This is a genomic window from Pseudomonas mercuritolerans (genome assembly GCF_025706525.1).
Taxonomy (GTDB): domain Bacteria; phylum Pseudomonadota; class Gammaproteobacteria; order Pseudomonadales; family Pseudomonadaceae; genus Aquipseudomonas; species Aquipseudomonas mercuritolerans.
Genome location: NZ_JAMSHA010000007.1, coordinates 313,066 through 331,758 on the forward strand (window position 1 = coordinate 313,066; position 18,693 = coordinate 331,758).

The 18,693-nt window shown below is 57.2% G+C and carries 13 protein-coding genes; 7 read left to right on the plus strand and 6 right to left on the minus strand.

Features of this window, described 5'->3' with window-relative positions:
• Window positions 1-46: 46 nt before the first annotated feature.
• From ND528_RS21065 to ND528_RS21080, 4 genes are read left to right on the plus strand one after another with little or no spacing between them, the layout of a single operon-like run.
• Window positions 47-3,829, plus strand: a complete 3,783-nt coding sequence (locus ND528_RS21065) for an ATP-binding protein (RefSeq protein ID WP_263471158.1) — start codon at window positions 47-49, stop codon at window positions 3,827-3,829.
• The gene (locus ND528_RS21070; protein WP_263471159.1) at window positions 3,826-4,443 is read left to right on the plus strand and encodes a condensin complex protein MksE; all 618 of its coding nucleotides are present in this window, start codon (window positions 3,826-3,828) and stop codon (window positions 4,441-4,443) included. Before ND528_RS21065 ends, ND528_RS21070 begins: the two co-directional genes overlap by 4 nt.
• The gene (locus ND528_RS21075) at window positions 4,440-5,678 is read left to right on the plus strand and encodes a hypothetical protein (protein ID WP_263471160.1); all 1,239 of its coding nucleotides are present in this window, start codon (window positions 4,440-4,442) and stop codon (window positions 5,676-5,678) included. Before ND528_RS21070 ends, ND528_RS21075 begins: the two co-directional genes overlap by 4 nt.
• Window positions 5,666-6,508, plus strand: a complete 843-nt coding sequence (locus tag ND528_RS21080) for a DUF7281 domain-containing protein (protein WP_263471161.1) — start codon at window positions 5,666-5,668, stop codon at window positions 6,506-6,508. Before ND528_RS21075 ends, ND528_RS21080 begins: the two co-directional genes overlap by 13 nt.
• 150 nt (window positions 6,509-6,658) lie before the next feature.
• Here the strand turns inward: ND528_RS21080 and ND528_RS21085 are convergent, their stop codons facing one another.
• The 3 genes from ND528_RS21085 to ND528_RS21095 all read right to left on the minus strand — a co-directional run bounded on the left by ND528_RS21085 (window position 6,659) and on the right by ND528_RS21095 (window position 8,756).
• Window positions 6,659-8,185, minus strand: coding sequence for a hypothetical protein (locus ND528_RS21085; RefSeq protein ID WP_263471162.1), 1,527 nt, complete (start codon window positions 8,183-8,185; stop codon window positions 6,659-6,661).
• Window positions 8,186-8,200: 15 nt separating this feature from the next.
• On the minus strand, window positions 8,201-8,416 hold the full coding sequence (locus ND528_RS21090) for a CrcB family protein (protein ID WP_263471163.1): 216 nt from the start codon (window positions 8,414-8,416) through the stop codon (window positions 8,201-8,203).
• A gap of 205 nt (window positions 8,417-8,621) precedes the next feature.
• The gene (locus ND528_RS21095; protein ID WP_263471164.1) at window positions 8,622-8,756 is read right to left on the minus strand and encodes a hypothetical protein; all 135 of its coding nucleotides are present in this window, start codon (window positions 8,754-8,756) and stop codon (window positions 8,622-8,624) included.
• Between the two features lie 311 nt (window positions 8,757-9,067).
• Between ND528_RS21095 and ND528_RS21100 the strand changes: the two genes are divergently transcribed.
• Window positions 9,068-13,006: an NACHT domain-containing protein gene (locus ND528_RS21100; protein WP_263471165.1), complete on the plus strand. Its 3,939-nt coding sequence runs from the start codon at window positions 9,068-9,070 to the stop codon at window positions 13,004-13,006.
• Window positions 13,007-13,801: 795 nt separating this feature from the next.
• Here the strand turns inward: ND528_RS21100 and ND528_RS21105 are convergent.
• The 3 genes from ND528_RS21105 to gcvA all read right to left on the minus strand — a co-directional run bounded on the left by ND528_RS21105 (window position 13,802) and on the right by gcvA (window position 16,401).
• Window positions 13,802-14,563 (minus strand): SDR family oxidoreductase, encoded by a 762-nt coding sequence (locus ND528_RS21105; protein WP_137213684.1) that lies wholly within the window; start codon window positions 14,561-14,563, stop codon window positions 13,802-13,804.
• Between the two features lie 29 nt (window positions 14,564-14,592).
• Window positions 14,593-15,420 carry a DMT family transporter gene (locus ND528_RS21110; RefSeq protein ID WP_263471166.1) on the minus strand — a complete coding sequence of 276 codons (828 nt, stop codon included), beginning with the start codon at window positions 15,418-15,420 and terminating at the stop codon, window positions 14,593-14,595.
• A gap of 75 nt (window positions 15,421-15,495) precedes the next feature.
• Window positions 15,496-16,401, minus strand: coding sequence for a transcriptional regulator GcvA (gcvA, locus tag ND528_RS21115; protein ID WP_263471167.1), 906 nt, complete (start codon window positions 16,399-16,401; stop codon window positions 15,496-15,498).
• A 312-nt stretch (window positions 16,402-16,713) separates the two neighbouring features.
• On the opposite strand from gcvA, the gene ND528_RS21120 reads away from it, so the two are divergent.
• Window positions 16,714-17,166: a DUF805 domain-containing protein gene (locus tag ND528_RS21120; protein WP_137213686.1), complete on the plus strand. Its 453-nt coding sequence runs from the start codon at window positions 16,714-16,716 to the stop codon at window positions 17,164-17,166.
• 273 nt (window positions 17,167-17,439) lie between these two features.
• Window positions 17,440-18,693: a multidrug efflux RND transporter periplasmic adaptor subunit MexE gene (gene mexE, locus ND528_RS21125; protein WP_137213687.1), complete on the plus strand. Its 1,254-nt coding sequence runs from the start codon at window positions 17,440-17,442 to the stop codon at window positions 18,691-18,693.

The following is an 18,693-nucleotide window of genomic DNA, read 5'->3' on the forward strand; positions in this document are numbered from 1 at the left end:
GACTCGCCTGGTGCTAGCAGGACTTGGGTACGGCAAAGGAGTTGCGATGAATATTGAAACACATAACGCTGATCTCGACCTTCTGGTACCAGAGGACGTAATGGCCGAGGAGCCGCCACTGCCGGCCCGGGAGCAAATTGAACCGCCGCAGAGCGCGCCGGAGGCGCTCTTCCGACTGATGAACATCCATCTCATCGATTCGCTTTCCCGCGGGCGAGTTCAGACGATGGGTATTGATGGTGGCATGGCGCTGACCGGGCGCAACGGCCGAGGCAAGACCTCCCTCCTCTCTTTGGCGCTGCTCTTCGCCGGCGTTGAACCCCGCGACGTGGTTTCGCAAGGTAAGGATTCGTTCATCGACTACTACCTACCGAACCAGACTTCCTACCTCGTGTATGAGTATGAACGTCCCGATGGTACCCGCCGGCTCGTGGTCGTGCTCAGCAACTCTACCGCCGACAAGATCCGTTTTAGGTTCGTGAACAGCCATTTCCGACGTGACATGTTCGTCACCGATGACGGCCAGTTTGTACTCAATAAGGAGTTCCGCCAGCGCCTGATCTACCTGAAAATCCCCCATGCTGACAGACTGGTAGATACGTACATCGACTACAGGGCCATCATCCAGGGATGGCAGCCGCCGCACGTAGACCCTACGCACAGGCGCTATCTGCTTGGGATGTCGGACATGTACGGATTCACTACCTACAACCGTCCTTTACGGCATCTTGAGAAGCTCACCAAAGGTATGTTCTCTCGAAAGGCCAATTTTGATGATCTCCAGCAGGTGGTTGCCGACTGGGTTTTCGAAGGCAAACCTTCCGCCGGCATCCAAACAGAGCGCAAGCGTGTAGAAAACTGGCCGCGAGACTACAACGCCTACCAAAGCATCAAGAACATTACCCCTCTGGTCGAAACCGCTCGGGCGCAGCGATCTGAGCTGGAATCTGCTGAAGATGCCATTCGAGAGGTGAAGGAAAAATTCATCTTCCTTCAAGACCACCTTCAGTTCACAAAAGCTCAGCGCGAAAGAGAGCAATTGCTAAAGCAAACTTACCTCGACGACGAGACCGCCGCCCACGACGAGCGCGCTTTGGCATTGACCCAGGCCATCCATAGTGCGCAGTTTGAGATCGATTCATGTGATCGTAATCTCAAGGAAATTGAGGTCGCCAGGCAGGACTACGAAAGGAAGGGTGTCGACGAGAAGCGCGTTCGCACAGCCCAGAAAGCCGTTTATGAAGACGAACTCCGAAGCGTTGGCAACAAGCTGAATCTGGCTCTAGGGGCTGCTCAGGAGGTCAAGGCAAAGTACGAGCAGCAGATCAATGAGGAGAACCGGCTTCATAACGAATTTCACGCTGTAGCCATCCAGAAAGCCAACAACCTCAGGGAAGAAGCTCGCGAGGCTCAGACCAGGATCGAGGCCGCCTGTAAAGAGGCACTGAAGGTGGTGGACGACTCATCTGCCGATGAACTCCAGCGCTTGGTACGCGAGGCGCAACAACGTCATGGTGATCTGGTACGTGCTCAAGTGCTCGTGGCAAACCCACCGATTGACCCGTCAATTCGAGCCAGGATCGACAACAAAAATCTCGAGATCAGGGATGCAAACAAGGCCATCGTAACCTCGCAGACATTAGTCGGTGACCAGCAGCGTTCTGTCGACGACCTTCAAGACCGATCAGCCAGTCACGATCTGACGATCAAAGCGATCAAGGACTCCATCGAGAAACAGAAAGGCCTGATTGCTGACATCCGACAAGCTCATACCCCTGATCAGGATAGCCTCCTCGCGTTTCTGCGAACCAATCGTCCAGGTTGGTCAGAAGACATAGCCAAAGTCATCAACCCCAAACTCCTATACCGCAATGATCTCCACCCGCAACTGACAGCGATGTCCGAAAACCTTTACGGGATCGCGCTGGAGCTGGAATTTGTTGAGGCCACTGACGAGGCGGACGAGTCGAAGCTTCACGAAAAACTTGAAGTCGCGAACCAAGCACTAGAGGCTTTCGAAGCTCAGCTGGAACGTGCTGTTCATGAGCAGTTTGAACTGCGCAAGTCGATCAAAGCCGCGACTGAAGAGCTCGCTCTGGCTCGCTCCAGCCTGACGAAGGCCAAATCAACTGCCCAGGGCTTGGAGAGAGATGTCGATTGGCTGAACGAACAACTGGGCCATGCTTTTGCCCAAGCTCTCAAGCTTGCCCAAGCTCAACTGTGTGAGTGCGAACGCCTCCACGGACATGCTCAACAGGCTCACACCGACTTCAATGAGCGCATTGCAAGCAAGAAAGCAGCTCTCGCCCAGCAATGTAGGAAGCAGATCTCGGAGGATGAAGCACGACTGAACTCCACGGTTCGCGAGATACAAGCTGGTGTCGATGCACACAAGCGGACGTGCGACGACAGTATTAAATTCTTCCTTGAACAACAGAAGAAAGAGCTCGCGGGCGAAGGTGCAGACGTCGACGTCATCAGCGAACTTGAAAGCCGGCGTGCGGAACTGTTGAAAACGCTCAAAGATATCCAGTCGTGGAGCGAGCTCTTATCCATGTGGCAAGTCTGGAAAAGCCAAATGCTCCCGCAGATTCCTGAGCTTCAGGCCAAAAAAGAGCAAAAGCAGGCAGACTTCGACCGAGACACCTTGCTTGTCAAGGAAGAGACTGAGACCTGGCTACGAAAGCGTGAACTGGTAAACGCCGCCATTAAGGAGTGTCGTACAGCCATCTCAACCATTGAGAGCCAATTGGTCATCGTTGCCAACTGCCTTGATGACAGGCTGAAGCTCTACGAACCCACCAGTCGTCACCAAGCCTATGACAGCGCCTGGGAAGCCAGCTCCCTGCGCGCAGCTATGCTCACGTTCCAGCAAAAAATTTCGGAAGCAGAAGGTCAACTGCGCAAGCTTACCTCCAGAATGCGAACTGCTTTCAACGAGGTGCCCCTTGCTGCCCCGTCGACCTACTTCCAAGATCGCCTCCACAACATCCGCACTGAAACTGGTGAGGATGTCGATGCCCGAGTGACCCTTCGAGTTGTCGAGGACTGGTTCGCCACCGAGCATGATAAGAGCCGACGACTTCTGGTCGCAGATGCCAAAACCATTTTCGGCGAAATCCAAGGCCTTCACCGTGAGCTGCAGACCTTCAACAAGAAGCTCGCCAGCTTCAATACGTCCCTGCAAGAGCATCTGGAGCACAGCTCGACGGTGTTCGACAACCTCTCCGAACTGAAGGTCTCCATCTACTCGGGTATTGAAGAGCTCGACTATTGGTCAGTGATCAACAAAATCACCAATGATCGAGAGGAATGGACGCAGGAGGACAGTCTGCCCGGCGCGGATGCCGTTGCCCATCTGAACGCGTTGCTCGCGATCTGGGATGGCAATCGCGGCATCAATGCTCAATTTAAATCGTTGGTCAGTATCCGCGGCTCCGTGCGAGAACAGAGCAACTTCCGGCAGTTCCGCAATCGTGCTGAGCTCGAAAACATCTCTTCGAACGGGCTCAGTTACCTGGTGCTCATCATCCTGTTCTTGGGGTTCATTGGTAAGGTTCGGGGCAACGCTCCCGTACAGCTGACCTGGTGTGTCGATGAGCTCAAGGCGATTGATGCCGAGAACATCGTGTCGCTCTGCAACTACCTCGGCCAGAACAGAATCACTCTGTGCACCGCTTTCCCCGATCCTGACGCTGAGACACTAATGCTGTTTGAACACAAATATAAATTGGATGCGGAACGACGCTTGGTGCATTGCGAACTCGCCCTGGAAAACGACGCAACCGATGACAGCGAGCTTGAGCTTGCCTGGGAGGACGGCGAATGAGCACTTTTGCCCGGGTAGCGACTGCTCTCATGCAGGGTGGGTTCATCTGCCAGATTACCGACTACGAAGGCCATCAGTTCCTGGCCAACACAGTCAACCAGGGCGATGTAGATCATTACCTCAGGCGCATTGACCTCAGGTTGACCACCACACGGGATGACGGTGCATTCTTTGCCGCGCATGCTGACATCGACATCGAGGGGAAAAAGGATGCGAAAAAGCGCTTCACAGAGGTCAAGAATGTTCTGCGCCCCATGGTGTCTTTCCTTGAACTGGTGATGCGCATCACTGGGGATGATGAGTCTGTTGCTGCAGGCCAGGTTTTGAACCTAAATCAAATGATGGCCAGGATCTCTGAGAATCCCAGCCTGTACCTACAGCTGCGGCAGACGACAATCGACATCAACACCAAGGATGGTTCCGATCGGGAGCGTCTGAACAAGATCGTCAAACGCTTCCAGAATGAGGGGTACCTGCTCCTCATCAATCCTGAGTCCGAGATCTACATGTTCACTGGCCGCATCGAGTGGCTGATGGAAGCTATCGAGTACCTCATGCTGCACGACGAGATCTCTGAAGAAGATAGCGAGTACGACAAGAGAGCCGAGTCATGAGCACGCTCGAAGAGTCGGTGGCCAATCATCTTGAGCTCTTGCATAAATATCGCAGGGTGATCTCACAGATGTATTCGGCCGGGTATGTCACCCGGGATGATCTCAATGCCCGAGCGCTAACGAAGCTGCAGCAGATAAGAGCCGTGCGTATCAACGCCGCAGTTGAGAACACCTACCGGCTCTCGCCTACCCTCAATCGTCTGCTGAACGAAGCAACCCATCGTGCTCGAAATTACGATATCTCGGCCGATTTCGGTGAGCAGATGGCACGTCTCATCAAGCTGATGGACGACTACACCGACGCCTGCCTACAGAATCGCATCGAAGACTCATTACTCATTCAGGGCGATATCGATGCGACCCTGTACGAGATGGCGGAGGCCATGAATGACTTCCTCCTCCATGTTCGCACGGCGGCCGAGAACAATTTCGGCAACGTTACGACCTATAAGGAGAAGGAAAAGCAGACCGAGCACTATCTCAACCAGCTTGAGCGGATCCTCAAGGCCCTGAGTATATTCGATGGCGAGGCAATCCTTGACGAGTTGACGCCACCGGAGCGCGAGACCCTAGAGGTCCTGTATCAGAGCCACATTTTGGACAAGCTTTCAGAGTGGCGCTCCAGGACAGTCGACATCATCCATGTGCTTAAGACTTATCTCTACAAAATCAGGACAGTCGCCCCTCGCGCGCGTCGCATTCGTGCGCTGCAGCTCTATCTTCAGAAGCATCCTGAGTACGAGGTGCGATCCCCAGATGAATATCCTGAGATTCCGGAGTGGGCTTACCATCACGAGCCTCTGAAGATTCAGCTGGTGCCTGACTTGGGCGCCCAAAACATCAGAGACTCATTGGTCGATATTGCCAAGAGCATTGAAAAGGCGGTGGCTGTCCCCGTCAAAACCAGAAAGCTCGGCACACCGGTCGATGAGGCGCCACCGAAAGCTGCGCTCATCAAAGGCTCGCCACTTGTAGTGGTCAGTCAGCGCCTTCTCAATGAGGCTGATAAATCCCCCACCCCGATTTCGGCTGCTGGCTACTTCATACAGGCCGAGGAAACCAAGGTACTGGATCAGGAGTCCTGCATGATGTGCTTCCTCACGCTTGTCGAGAAACAGATCAACGCCAACGCCAGGATCATCAGGCGGCTGTCCATAAACCACGTTGCCAAGAATGAGGACGATACGCTCAGCGGAAACGTGATCATCGAGGATGTGCTGCTATGCCAACGCTAGCCCTCACCAAGAAGCTCCTGTCTATCTTCCAGTCAGAGGAGCAAGACTTTCGCCCAAGCAAGATGCTGAACGAATTCTGTGAAGATTACAGCGTCGGCCACCGCGTCGGATCTGTTTGGCGATTCAGTCAAAGTCACAAGGCGAAGATCGCGACCTACCTTCAGCACGAGGCCAAGGTCGACCCAAACCAATCGCTTGATGCGTGGGAGGGAGAGTCACGCCATGGCGCGCTGAAGAAAGGCGGTGATGAGAAACTAACCACCAAACGCCTGCGTGGTAAGCGTGTAGCAGTAAAGGCCCTACCCGGTCGGCCGTTACTGCTAGGCCCAACCCCAGTCCACCTCCCTCCAGGTGCAAGCTTGGATCTCGATCGCCATTGGTTGGTTGAGCACTGCACGCATGACAGCGTATTGCTTATCGAAAACTGGGAAAACTTTGAGCTTACTCATGAGACACCCTTTCTCCACCAGGTGCCTGGCAATCCGCTAGTGGTGTTTCGAGGTGCGCCAGGAAGCTACAAAACGGATAGCAGCCAGACGTTGTTGGCAGAGCTAAAGCTGCCAGTAGTAGCCTTCACTGATTATGATCCTGAGGGTATCTGCATTGCTGCCACCCTCCCCGGCTTCTCTCGGTATCTGGCGCCTTCAGACGAGTGCCTCCAGGCACTCATGGGCGAGATCAATACCGAGCATCGGTACCAAAAGCAGGTCGCAGGTAAGCTGGCCTTTCTCGATAGCTTGACTCACCCTGAGCTTGTCAGGGTTTATCAGCTCGTCCGTAAGGCGGGTAAGGCATTACCGCAGGAAAAGCTGATAGGCCTAGAACTGTAGGCGCTGATGAGGAATGGACCCATCTGCCGAAAAAACGCGGACCCAAGCAACCTTTAAGGCTATGGCCGTCTGTGCTGGGCATCTACCTATCCATGTTGGGGCAGTCTTGCCCCAGCAGGGAGGGCAATTCTGCATCACCGCCAACAGTCTTCAGACATGGGCGGACTCACCTTCAGAGGCTGCCAAGACCCCATCGGCCCGCACCGCGAACTCGGCGATGCGGCTGAAGACAACGATACGCGGGTTGTCCGTCACTACCGGAAAGCGCGAGACCAGCATGTGCTGCACGGGCTCGACGTCCAGTTTCATCTTCAGAAGGTGCTCGCGATTTCGCTCCTTCATCAAGGCCCTCTCATATGCTCGCACGAGTCCGCGGTTGTAGCGGGCAAAGGCGACTGCATCCGAGTCGACGCGCTTGAGATCGACGAAGTTGTTCTTGCACTGGACATTCCAGATAATGCCATCGCGTAGCGACACTACGTCAAACTCCTGCCGACTGATGCGCACAATATCCTGGACGATGAAGCCTTGGGCTTCCAGCGCTGCCTTGACCACGTCCTCAAAGATGAAGCCTGCCCTAATCTGATACCGTTTCTGGCGATCAAGTACTTGCGCCCGCCAGTTGTAGGCAAAGCGGCTCAGCAGCGTCACGGTAGATAAATAGTGGTCGCCAGACAGCACCAGCGGCGCGTAGGTCGACAGGCATTCCATATAAGTGTCGGCACCGCAGGTTAACGCCGCCGCGAGCAGCGGCGAAGCTCCTTCCTGCACGGTGATCAAGGTCAGTTCCTCGGGGGAGATGCGAATCCAGTAGTCGTCCTCTATAAATTCCTTGGATAGGCGACGTATCAATGACGCGGCGACGGCGAACTCGGTACTTGTTAGGTCAAACTCGGCGTAGACCGCTTCACATAGGAGAATGTCGTTTCTCAGCTCTGCGGCCGAAAATAGTCGATCGGCCCGAACCTGCTCCATGGCCTCCAGTATCTGCCAACCCTCTGGCGAGTTGGGCATCTCGAAAATTGGAGCGCGCTCTGGCTCTAGGAATAGTCCATTCAACATGGCCGTCTCGGCGTTGGCATCATCTGGGATGCCCAGTCGCTCCTGTGCAAGCTTTACCATCAGAGCATATTGAGCCCCCATCATCGGGGCTCCGCTGAACTCCACAACAGGCAGGAAAACGTTGAGCGCATCCTCATGCCTGATGAACTTCGTTCCTCTGCACGCCTTAGGAATGAAGTGCAGCAATCCCACCAGATGTCGCCGCCGGGACTGTAGGTAGCCAATCATTGCCGCCAAAGTCTGAAAGCCACTTGCCGCCTCAATAACGCCATGACGCTTAAAAGCCACACCGATGTCCGATCCCTGGACGATTAACAAAGTAAGTCTCTCGACGAGGGGTTGTTCCAATCGCGTAGCCAAACGCTTGCGGATACGCGTGAGTAGGAGCAAGTCCTCAGCGCTCCGCATGACGGGGAACCCAAAAAGTTGCTGCTCGAATTCATCGTCATCCCAATCAACCGTGTGCAGGTTGATCAGTTCCTCCACAGCCCGCAGCGTGTCCAGCAGGCAGCGCGTGGCCGATCTCGCTCCAAAGGAGGCCAGCGCGGCGCCGACGCGCGCCTTCAGTTCAGCGAGTCTGCCTTCGATTTCACCGCGAGAAAATGACTCGGCCATGACAACTCCTCCATTTTATAAAAGCGTAACGCTTGCTACAGCGCCGCCATGTGTGCACGCTGGGCGCCGGAATCCCAAGATGGGGCAATACGTTGAAGCATTGCGCTGGTAGAGGTTCGGCCAGCGGATGAACAACACCATCGCCCCGCCGATGATCAAGCCACCGACCAGGTTGGCAAACAGGGTGCCCAGCGGCATGCCCGGGAACAGGCCGAGCAGCCAGCGCAGCACACAACCCGCGCTGCCGCAGACGATGACAGAAAACAGGGAAAGCTACATCGCAAGACTCCATGGGGAATTCAAGGAGCCCTATAGAAAAGACAGGCAATAGCCAACTCGCGCATTTTCACAGGGTGACCAGCACGCTCACGAAACTGGTCGCGTCACTGGCGAGGAACAGAGGCGCCTGGGCAATCTCCTCGGGCCGAGCTAAGCGTCAGGGGGCACATAATGCCGCAATCTGGGCCCAGGCTTTCGGCGTTTCGGTGCCGCCGGGCAGCATGGCATTGGCGCGGATTCCCCGCTCGCCGCATTCGGTGGTGACCACTTTGGACAGCCTGGCCTTGCTCATGGCATAGGCTGGTCGACCACTGCTCACACCTCGGGCTGGCGCCGAGCGGTGAGCACCAGGCACTAGCCCTTCTCTGTGGACAGTCTCGCCGCAGCGCGACCGATACCGGAGCCGGCACTAGTGATGATGGCAAGCCTTCCTGCGAGTGTCATGCGGCATCCTTGAGGTTTGCTGGCAAAGCGCACTATATCTCTAACCTCGTCCGCCAGCACTCCGACTTTTGCTCCGGATTACCACTCCCCCTACGCTGCTTCATCGATGTCGACGAGCGGGTTAACCTAGACGGAATTTTTTGGCTGAAGAAACAGGCTATGGAAAAGGAACTTCCTTTCATCCCGCGTACGCTGGTGCACCAACATGGGCGCCACGCCCCCCTTCGTGATAGTGAACTTGACCCGCATCAAGCCCCAATAGTGATACTGGGCGAGGCTGGGATGGGGAAAAGCCGCTTGCTCGCACAACTGGCCTCACAAGCAGGTTGGCGCATCGTGCGAGCCGACGAGATCGAGCTGGTTGGCAACGTTACCTCGACAGTCATGCTGATAGATGCGCTCGACGAGACAACAGACGCTGCCGACAATGCGCTGAAGGCGGTTTTGCAGGAACTGAAGAGACGCAGCTGCCCGCCCTTCATTATTTCCTGCCGTGCCTCGGATTGGTCGCACGCAAAGCATGCACGCTGGATCAAGGCCGCCTACGGCCAGGAACCAACCGAGTTGCGCCTGCAACCACTTGATGACGAAGGTATCCAAGCACTCTTGCGTGCATACCTTCCCTCTGAGCAGGTCATCACGCTTCTGTCACACCTTGAGCGCTTCGGCCTCACCCACTGGCTTGGCAATCCACATACGCTGAAACTGATTGCCGAAAGCGCCAAGCATGGCAAACTGCCCGTCAGTCGCTCCGAGCTGTTCCGACACGCCGTGGAACAACTAGTGAGCGAACATAATGACCTGAAGACAAACAAAGCGTTCGCCATCAAGGACGCTTTCGAGCTGGCCGGTGCAGTCTGTGCGGCACTTCTGCTGACGGGCCACACAGCTATTTCACGCCAAGCACAACCTGCCCGATCTACCGATGTCTCCATCATCGAACTGAGGCAACTGCCAAACACCGATCGGATCGAAGACTTGCTGGGCACCCGCTTGTTCAGGGTGCTTGATGCCAATCGTTTCGAATGCATCCACCGCAGCATTGCCGAATACCTAGCCGCTCACTGGCTGGCACAAGAACCTCTGTCTCGCAGAACCCAGAGCCGGCTGCTTGCGATGTTCCATCAGCATGGCATCGTGCCCTCTGGCCTGCGCGGCATGCACGCATGGTTGTGCATGAACCCGAAACTGGCCCAACGAGTGATATGCATGGACCCAACAGGCGTCATCGAGAACGCGGACCTGGCCGGGCTTGATCCAGCCTCAACCACCCTGTTACTAGAAAAACTGGAAGAGTGCTATTCGAGTAATCCAATGGCACTTTCCTGGTGGCGCCCCGGCGCTGCCGTTGAACTGGCCAGCAAAGGCTTGGTGGGCGAGCTGGTAAACATCGGGACAGGTCGAAGCAAGCCAGTGCATCTGCGCCTGCTTGTTCTCGAATCGCTGGACGCCTCGGCGAAGCTAGAGCCGTTCAAGAACCGGTTGTCGGCCGTCATGCTCGACAGTACGGATGTGTATGGCGCTCGTCGAGCAGCACTACAAGCACTGCTTGCCCTCTTGTCAGGTGATGAGTCCCTTGAGTGCATTCGCGCCCTGCACGCAGGTGCCGATCCGGACTCCGTCAGGCTAGCCTTCGACCTTGCTTGCCTGGTCGATTTCGACGGTGTCGAAAATGAACTACTCGCCGCGCTGATCATTGGCTGCTCAGACCAGAACGACCGCTTCGGTGAGCTGTGGGACAAGTTCGCCCCGGTCAAGTCCGACTTTCCGGCGTCGCGACGCACGTCACTGTTGAATTGTCTGATCGACCAGGCTCCCGCAGAGCTATTCAGTACCGAGTTCTATACCAGGCGGGTTGACGAGTTTCGCGAACTGCTTACTGCCCTGACCTTGGCGGCGATGACGGACAATACGCTCTCCCCGGCGCAAGCTTGGCGTGCGTTCAGCTTCCTCTGTTCAGTTCCGCTTTACCCAATGCTGGATCCCTCCATCACTGAGCGTCTGGCCGCAGACCACGCCTTTCGCCACGCCGTTCAACAACATGTGCTGTTCGACTGCACAGATGGTGAAAGCCTTGACCAACGGCATAAGCGGCTGCAAGAGATCGGTCTTGATTGCTCGGAAAGCGACGCGATCGAGATGCTGGCGAGGCTGGACGTCGACGATCTAGAGGACGAGCGCTGGAAGGCTCTGGTAAGCCTCATACATCACGACAACGAGCACGGAGTGCGACTGCGCGCCTCCGCGCTGCTGTTTGCCGGCAGCCACCCGCAAAGGCTGGCGTGGGCAAGCAACATCGAACTGGACTTCCGTTGGCAAGCGAATCGGGAACGACAACTGCGCGAAAACCAGACCCGCGCGGAACAGGACCGTCACGACGCAACTACCCGGCTGAATGAGCACAAGGCAGCAATGGCCGCCATAAGTAAAGGCGACCAGCGGTACCTGATGATACCGGCGCAAGCCTACCTGCGCGGATCTCGCCATAACCTTGATGCAGGGGCCGGAAATGGCGCTGTCGTGCAGTGGGCAGGTGACGAATTGGCAGCCGCCGTTTTCCAAGGTTTCGAAAACTACCTACGAAATATTCAAGCACGCCTATCGGCTGAAGCGATCAGCCAGTACTTCGCCCTACTCAGCCAGTACAAACGCAACGACCAGGACGTGGCGCTGACAGAGCTTTCCGCAGAGATCATCCTGGCTGCGGCAATCGAGCACGTGCGCACCCGAAACTCTTTGGAATGCTTAACGACCGAAGCGCTGTTCGCCATCTTTCTTTCGCTCAAACAGCTCCCCTTCAAGGCGCCTGACACGCTGGAAACGCTGGTGTACAAGACGCTAGGCGAACGCAAGTTTCTGATGGAGGCCATAAAGCTCTGGTTCGAACCCTGCCTGCTCTTCGGCGAGTTCATCCCGCAGCTTTATCCAGATAACCCGGAGATCTACAAGCAAACCGAGAAAATCCTGACGAAATTGGCAAGCGACTGGCTGGAGTACCGACCGGACCTGCCCGAGGCCGCGCAGTACTGGTGCTTGCAGCATCTGGCCTTCAATGAACCATGCGCCGTCCCCCGTGCTCTGCAGCATTGGGGCTCGGGAAATGCTCGCCCCATGCCGCTATTCATTGAGGCCGCGCAACTCATCGTGAACTTCGAGGAAAAGTCGGCGCTACTCGACTGCACACCGGTGAACCCTGAACTACTGCTGGCACTTCGTGAGTTTCAGATGCTCACTCCAAGTGTAGCCACCACCAGCTGGATCATCGAAAGATTCCGGGGCTGGTATCCCATGATCGGCTGGCTCAAGGGCAACCTGATCGATGAAGACTGGTCGAAACCGCCAAGTGAATACCTGCAACACCTAATCTTCCAACTAAGCGAGCAGCAAACCAACGAAGCACACTCGGCCATGGACCTCCTGTGCGAAGCCTCCCGTGACAGTTACACCGATTACCTGTGTGAACGCCGCACCCTGCAACGCCAGAACGGCCAAGAACTAGCATACCAGCCACTCACGTTGGAGATGTTGCTGGCAATTAAGTGTGACGGACCACCGCGCACCGGGGCCGATTTGCTGGCCTTCATTCTCGAACAACTGGAAGATATACAGCGCCGGATCAAAAATGACGAGCTCAGCTCTTGGAAGCTGTTTTACATGGACGACGGCGAGACGCCACAACGAGAAGGACGTTGCCGAGATCGTTTGATCGGTATGTTCGAACATGCAACGGCAGGTATCCGATTCGATCCTGAAAGACACGTGGTCGACCAAAAACGCGTGGACATCATGTGCGAAGCCATGGATATCACACTGCCCATCGAAATCAAGCGTGCCTGGAACGGGCAACTCTGGAACGCGGCCGACCAGCAGCTCGATGACGGCTATGTCAGCTTCCACAGTGGCTCGGGCCTGGGCATCTACCTTGTGCTGTGGTTTGGCGAGCACTCCAAAAAACCTCGCCGTCCAGCAGACGGAAGCCCGCCCCCCAGCTCCCCGGAGCAGCTGAAGATGATGCTCGTCGAGCGTAGCAAGGCTGCCACGCAGGGACGCGTGGCGGTGGTGGTGCTGAATATGACACGTAGCCAGTCAGCTAAGTGACCCGCAACTGCCCGTCAACTTTTCGTCGCTTGAGGCCGCGGCGGAAACGCAGGCCATCCTTCGCGCTCTAAAGAGCGAATCGTCGGCCAAACCTTCCTACCGGGCATGCCGTTTCACCAACTGGTGCGGGAGCTCACCAATGCCCTGCCGCTGGAGATCGAGGACGCGGCATTCTCACCAATAAACTCACCGACGGTAGAGCTTGAGCTGCTACAGGCTGATCGGCGGAGGTTTCGCACCCAGGCATCAGTTGTTCGGCCTAGCCAGGCAAATTTCAGAGAAAGCGTGCTGGCGCGATATGGCGGAGAGTATTGTGAGCGCGATGGAGGTGTGCCAGAACTGAAACTAGCTACCCGTAGCATTTCTGCTCGCGCACATCGCCCCCCAGTCCTCACAGACTACGCAGGCGCTGCAGACAGACCTCAGCTTGTTGGCGCTGATGCGATTTTTACGCAGGCTACCGGAATTCATTGACCCACTCGAGTACTCAAGAAATGATGACCTTGCGGGTGATTTCGGAGGCAGCGTGTGGGTCAGTCAAAATCAGCAACCTGGGTCAAAATCGCATCAGCGCCGACCTCTAGGCAGCTTGGGTTGCTGATCCAGTACACGGAGGCGCACCTAATACCAGTCACGTCCACCCCGCCCCGCTTCAGAAATCGCCATTCGCGATCGCTCGCACACCCGGTGCAAATGGGGGCAAAACTGGGGGCACAATTCTATTTTTTCAGGCTATAACTACTGCCCTAGAGCCAAGTCAAAATGTTCTTCGGCGACCCCGATAGCCTCTAGGAACTACTTGCCACCCGTCACGTCAAGAAAAGTCCCGGTAACAAACGAAGCCTCCGCGCTGGCCAGCCACAAGATGGCCCGCGCCACCTCTTCCGGCTGTCCGCCTCGGCCCATCGGGATCGAGTCCTTCACGCGATCCACCCGCCCCGGCTCGCCGCCGCTGGCGTGCATGTCGGTATAGATGTGGCCCGGGCGAATGCAGTTGACCCGAATACCCTCGCGCGCGACTTCTTTGGCAAAGCCGATGGTGAAGGTTTCCAGCGCGCCTTTCGATGCTGCGTAGTCGACGTATTCATTGGGGCTGCCCAAGCGCGCCGAGGCAGAAGAAACGTTGATCACTGCCCCACCTGTGCCGCCGTGCCGATAAGCCATGCGCTTCACCGCTTGCTGCGCGCACAGGATCGGTCCCAGAGCATTGACCGCGAAGATGCGTTGCATGCGTTCGAAGCTCAGGTCCTCCATGCGTGACTGCTTCGCCAGCACGCCAGCGTTATTCACAAGAACATCGATGCGTCCGAACGAGCGATCGATGGCCGAGAACAGTTCAGCAACCTGCTCGGGGTCAGAACTGTCAGCACGCACCGCGAGGCCTTTGCGACCCATTGCTTCGACATCGGCCACCACCGCCAGCGCAGCGGACTCGTTGGCGACGTAGCTGATGGCAACGTCGTAGCCTTGTGCTGCGGCGAGTCGGGCGGTGGCCGCGCCGACTCCGCGACTGCCGCCGGTGATCAGAATCAGCGGTGCTTGCGAGACTTTGTCCATGCGACGTTCTCCTGAGCAGTTGGGCTGTGTCAGCCGATGATGATGGCGCCGCTGGCAATGACCACGCACGCCAGAATCCTGCGGACGGTGAGTTTTTCACCGAGGAACAAATAGCCGAGCAACGCCGCGAACAACACGCTGGTTTCGCGCAAGGCTGACACCGCGCCCAGTGGCGCTTCGTTCATGGCGTAGATAACGATTGCGTAGGCCAGCAACGAGACCAGTCCGCCGCCCACTGCGGCGAGCATGCCGGGCCGCACGGAAAACAGACTGCGAGCATCGCGCAGGCCGATATACACCAGCGGCATCAGCACGCCCCACAGGGCGCTCATCCACACCGTGTAAGCCAGCGGCGCCCCCGACAGTCTGGCGCCAATGCCATCGACCACGCTGTAGGCGGCAATAAAGCAACCGGTACCCAGCGCATACGGAAGGCTCGGCACCGACAGGCTGCGCCCGCGAAAGGCCAGGGAAATGATTCCGCCGGATACCAGACCAATGCCGAGCAGTTCGCCGGGGGTTATGGTTTCGCCGGCAAACAGCGCGGCGCCGAGGGTGATCAGCGCCGGTGACGAGCCGCGGGAAATCGGATAGATCTGCCCAAGGTCGCCGACCCGATAGCTGCGCACCAGAAACAGGTTGTAGCCGACATGCAGCAGTGCCGAGAGCAGCGCATAACCCCAGCTCTCAGGTGCAGGCGCGTCCATGAAAAAGGCGGCGATGACGCAGACGATGGCGATGGCCACGCACATCATCGTCATCGACCAGAGCCGGTCGGCGCCGCCGCGCAGCAGCGCGTTCCAGCTAGCGTGCAGGAGCGCGGCGAACAGAACAAGAAGTACGAGATGGATTGGCATGCGGCATTCTAGGCATCACTGGCATTGGCATTACAGCGAAGTTTCCTCATTGAAGCATGAGTAAAAGCTCATGCCTCAGCACTGGGCGCTCTGCACCTTCAACGCCTCACCCAGTAACCATTCACGAAAATTGACGATATGTGGCTGTGCTTCAATGCCTTTGGGACAGACGAAATAGTAGGCCAGCGGCGAAGTGAACGGCACATCGAACAGCCTCACCAGGCGGCCATCGGCGATTTCATTCTCGACATGGCCGCTGCGCACCAGCGCCACACCCTGGCCGAGCAACGCAGCTTCCACCGTCATATTGGTATCACCAAACCTGACGCCTTCGCGCAGCGGTAAAAACTCCAGCCCGACGGACTGAAACCACACCTCCCATTTCGGCGCCAACTCGGCGCCGTCGCGAATGAGTAAAGGCATCTGCAGCAACTCGGCGGGACTGCCGGGCGTGCCGACGCGCTGCAGCAGTTCGGGACTTGCCACGGGAAACACCTGCTCGCCAAACAGGAACTCCGAATACAGACCGGGATAATTGCCTTTGCCCAAGCGGATCGCGACATCGGCTTCGCCATTGGCGAAGTGGATGATCTTGTCCGTGGTATCCAGCGACACCAACAGCTCCGGATGCTGGCGCGACAGGCTCGGCAAGCGTGGCAGCAGCCATTTCAAAGCAAACGAATAAGTGGTGCTGACAGACAGGCGAACCCTGTCCTTTTGCTCGCGCAGATCCTCCAGCGTTGCTTCAAGGCTCATGAAAAATTCGCGCACGATCGGCGCCAGCGTCGCCCCCGCTGCGGTGAGTCGTAACGCTTTACCGCGCTCGAACAATTGCAATCCCCAAAGTTCTTCAAGGTGCCGGAGCTGATGACTGACGGCGCTTTGGGTCACGTGCAGTTCTTGAGCGGCAGCCGTGAACGTCGGGTGCCGGGTGGCCACTTCGAAAGCCCGCAGGGTCGCGGTCGGGGGCAGGTCGCGCATAGATGAAAGTTCCGGGGTTGGCAGAAGCTGACGGCATGAATATCAGCTCATGTTAGAGCGGAATGCTTTCGCATGCCTCTCGCCCCAAGTGGATTTGGTGACGATCGGGTTTGGGTTTAGCCGCAGACCCACAAATCGAAAGCCGAGATCCGATGACAAACCTTATGGTAACGATTAGATTACCGCCGCCCCGCCAATGGAGAGTCGGGCATTCAGTCTCTCTGCTCTCGTTGGCGGCGATGTTTGCACCAACGAAAACACCGGGGCGTATCTGTCCCGTCTTTCGACTGACCATTTTTTAGGGAAAAAAACATGAGCCTGGTTTTCTGCCGTGGTTGCGCCAAGGAAATAAGTACACTGGCATTGGCATGCCCACAGTGCGGCGCACCTCAAGCGCCACTGCATTCGATTGCCAATGGCCCCGTCATGGCAAGCGGCAACCCGTACGTGGAAGCGCTGAAGAAATATGCCGTGTTCACCGGACGCGCCACGCGCCGTGAATACTGGATGTTCTTTCTGATCAACATGGGCATCGCTATTGTCATGAGCGTTTTCGACGCCATGCTCAAGACCGGTGGCGTTTTGCAGAGCCTGTACAACCTGGCAATGCTGTTGCCGAGCCTCGCTGTTGGCGTACGGCGCATGCACGACACTGACCGCAGCGGCTGGTGGATTCTGCTGCCTATCGTCAACATCGTGTTCCTGGCGCAGGACAGCCAACCCGGTCCCAACCGTTTTGGTGCGAATCGCAAAGGTTTCAACTGACCCTCAGCCGCATCGCGGATCGAAACGGCCTTTATGGCCGTTTCTTTGTTTTGGGTTATCGTTTTCGGGGCCGCGTTGGATCGTTGCGGTTCAGGCAACAAACTTTTGCCAGGGAACCAATTGATAGCCCCCTAACGAAAGGTGCATGCTAGAGGGCTGCCTCGGCCCTTATATCATTCCGAATGATAGTTACCTTTGCTTCATTCGATTCGTGCCATCACACCCGCGCCGAGCATCATCCGCCCATCTTCAACAATTCGGCGGATTGCATCCATGGAACAATCACTCAAACATTTGCGCTTCCCGTTGGCCATGCTGGCCGTACTGGTGATGAGCGCCTGCGGCAAAACCCCTGAGACTGCCGGCGCCCCGCCCGCTGCCAAAGTCAGCGTGGCGAAGGTTATCGAACAACCGGTCAACGAGTGGGACGAATTCACCGGGCGCCTCGAGGCGCCGGAAACCGTTGAAATCCGTCCACGGGTTTCTGGCCAGATTGATCAAGTCGCGTTCACCGAAGGCGCGCTGGTCAAGAAAGGTGACCTGCTGTTCCAGATCGACCCGCGTCCATTCCAGGCCGAGGTACGCCGCCTCGAAGCTCTGGTAGCCCAAGCCCGCGCCACCGCCACTCGCAGCGAAAACGAAGCCGCTCGCGGTGAACGTCTGCGTACCAGCAACGCCATTTCCGCTGAACTGGCCGACTCGCGCACCAGCGCCGCCCAAGAGGCCCGCGCCGCCGTTGGTGCCCTGCAGGCACAACTGGACCTGGCCAAACTGAATCTGAGCTTCACCCGCGTGACCGCACCGATCAGCGGCCGCGTCAGCCGCGCCGAAATCACTGCCGGCAACCTGGTGACCGCCGACACCACCGCGTTGACCAGCGTCGTCTCCACCGACAAGGTCTACGCCTACTTCGACGCCGACGAACGCGTGTTCCTCAAATACACGCAACTGGCCCGCAACGGTCAGCGCGGCGCCACCACGCCGGTGTACATGGGCCTGTCCAACGAAGACGGCAACCCGCACCTGGGCCAGATGAACTTCGTCGACAACCAGGTCAACCCGAAAACCGGCACCATCCGTGGCCGTGCCGTCTTCGACAACGCTGACGGCACCTACACCCCGGGCCTCTACGCTCGCTTGAAGCTGGTCGGCAGCGGCACCTACAACGCCATGCTGATCAATGACGAAGCCGTGGGCACTGACCTGGGCAAGAAGTTCGTGCTGGTGATGGATGGCGACAACAAGACTGCGTACCGCGCCGTCGAACTCGGTCCGAAAATCGAAGGCCTGCGCATCGTCCGCAACGGTCTGAACAAGGACGACACCATCATCGTCAAGGGTCTGCAACGGGTTCGTCCTGGTTCCCCGGTCACCCCTGAGGTGATTCAGATGGCCAGCGAGCAGACCCTCGCCGCCCTCGCTCAACAACGTCAAGCGCTGGAAGCCAGCAACCTGCCCAAAGTTGCCCCTGCCAAGGGCGCATCGGGTTCGGCTGCGAAGCTGGCTGCTACGACCCCACGCGGTTAA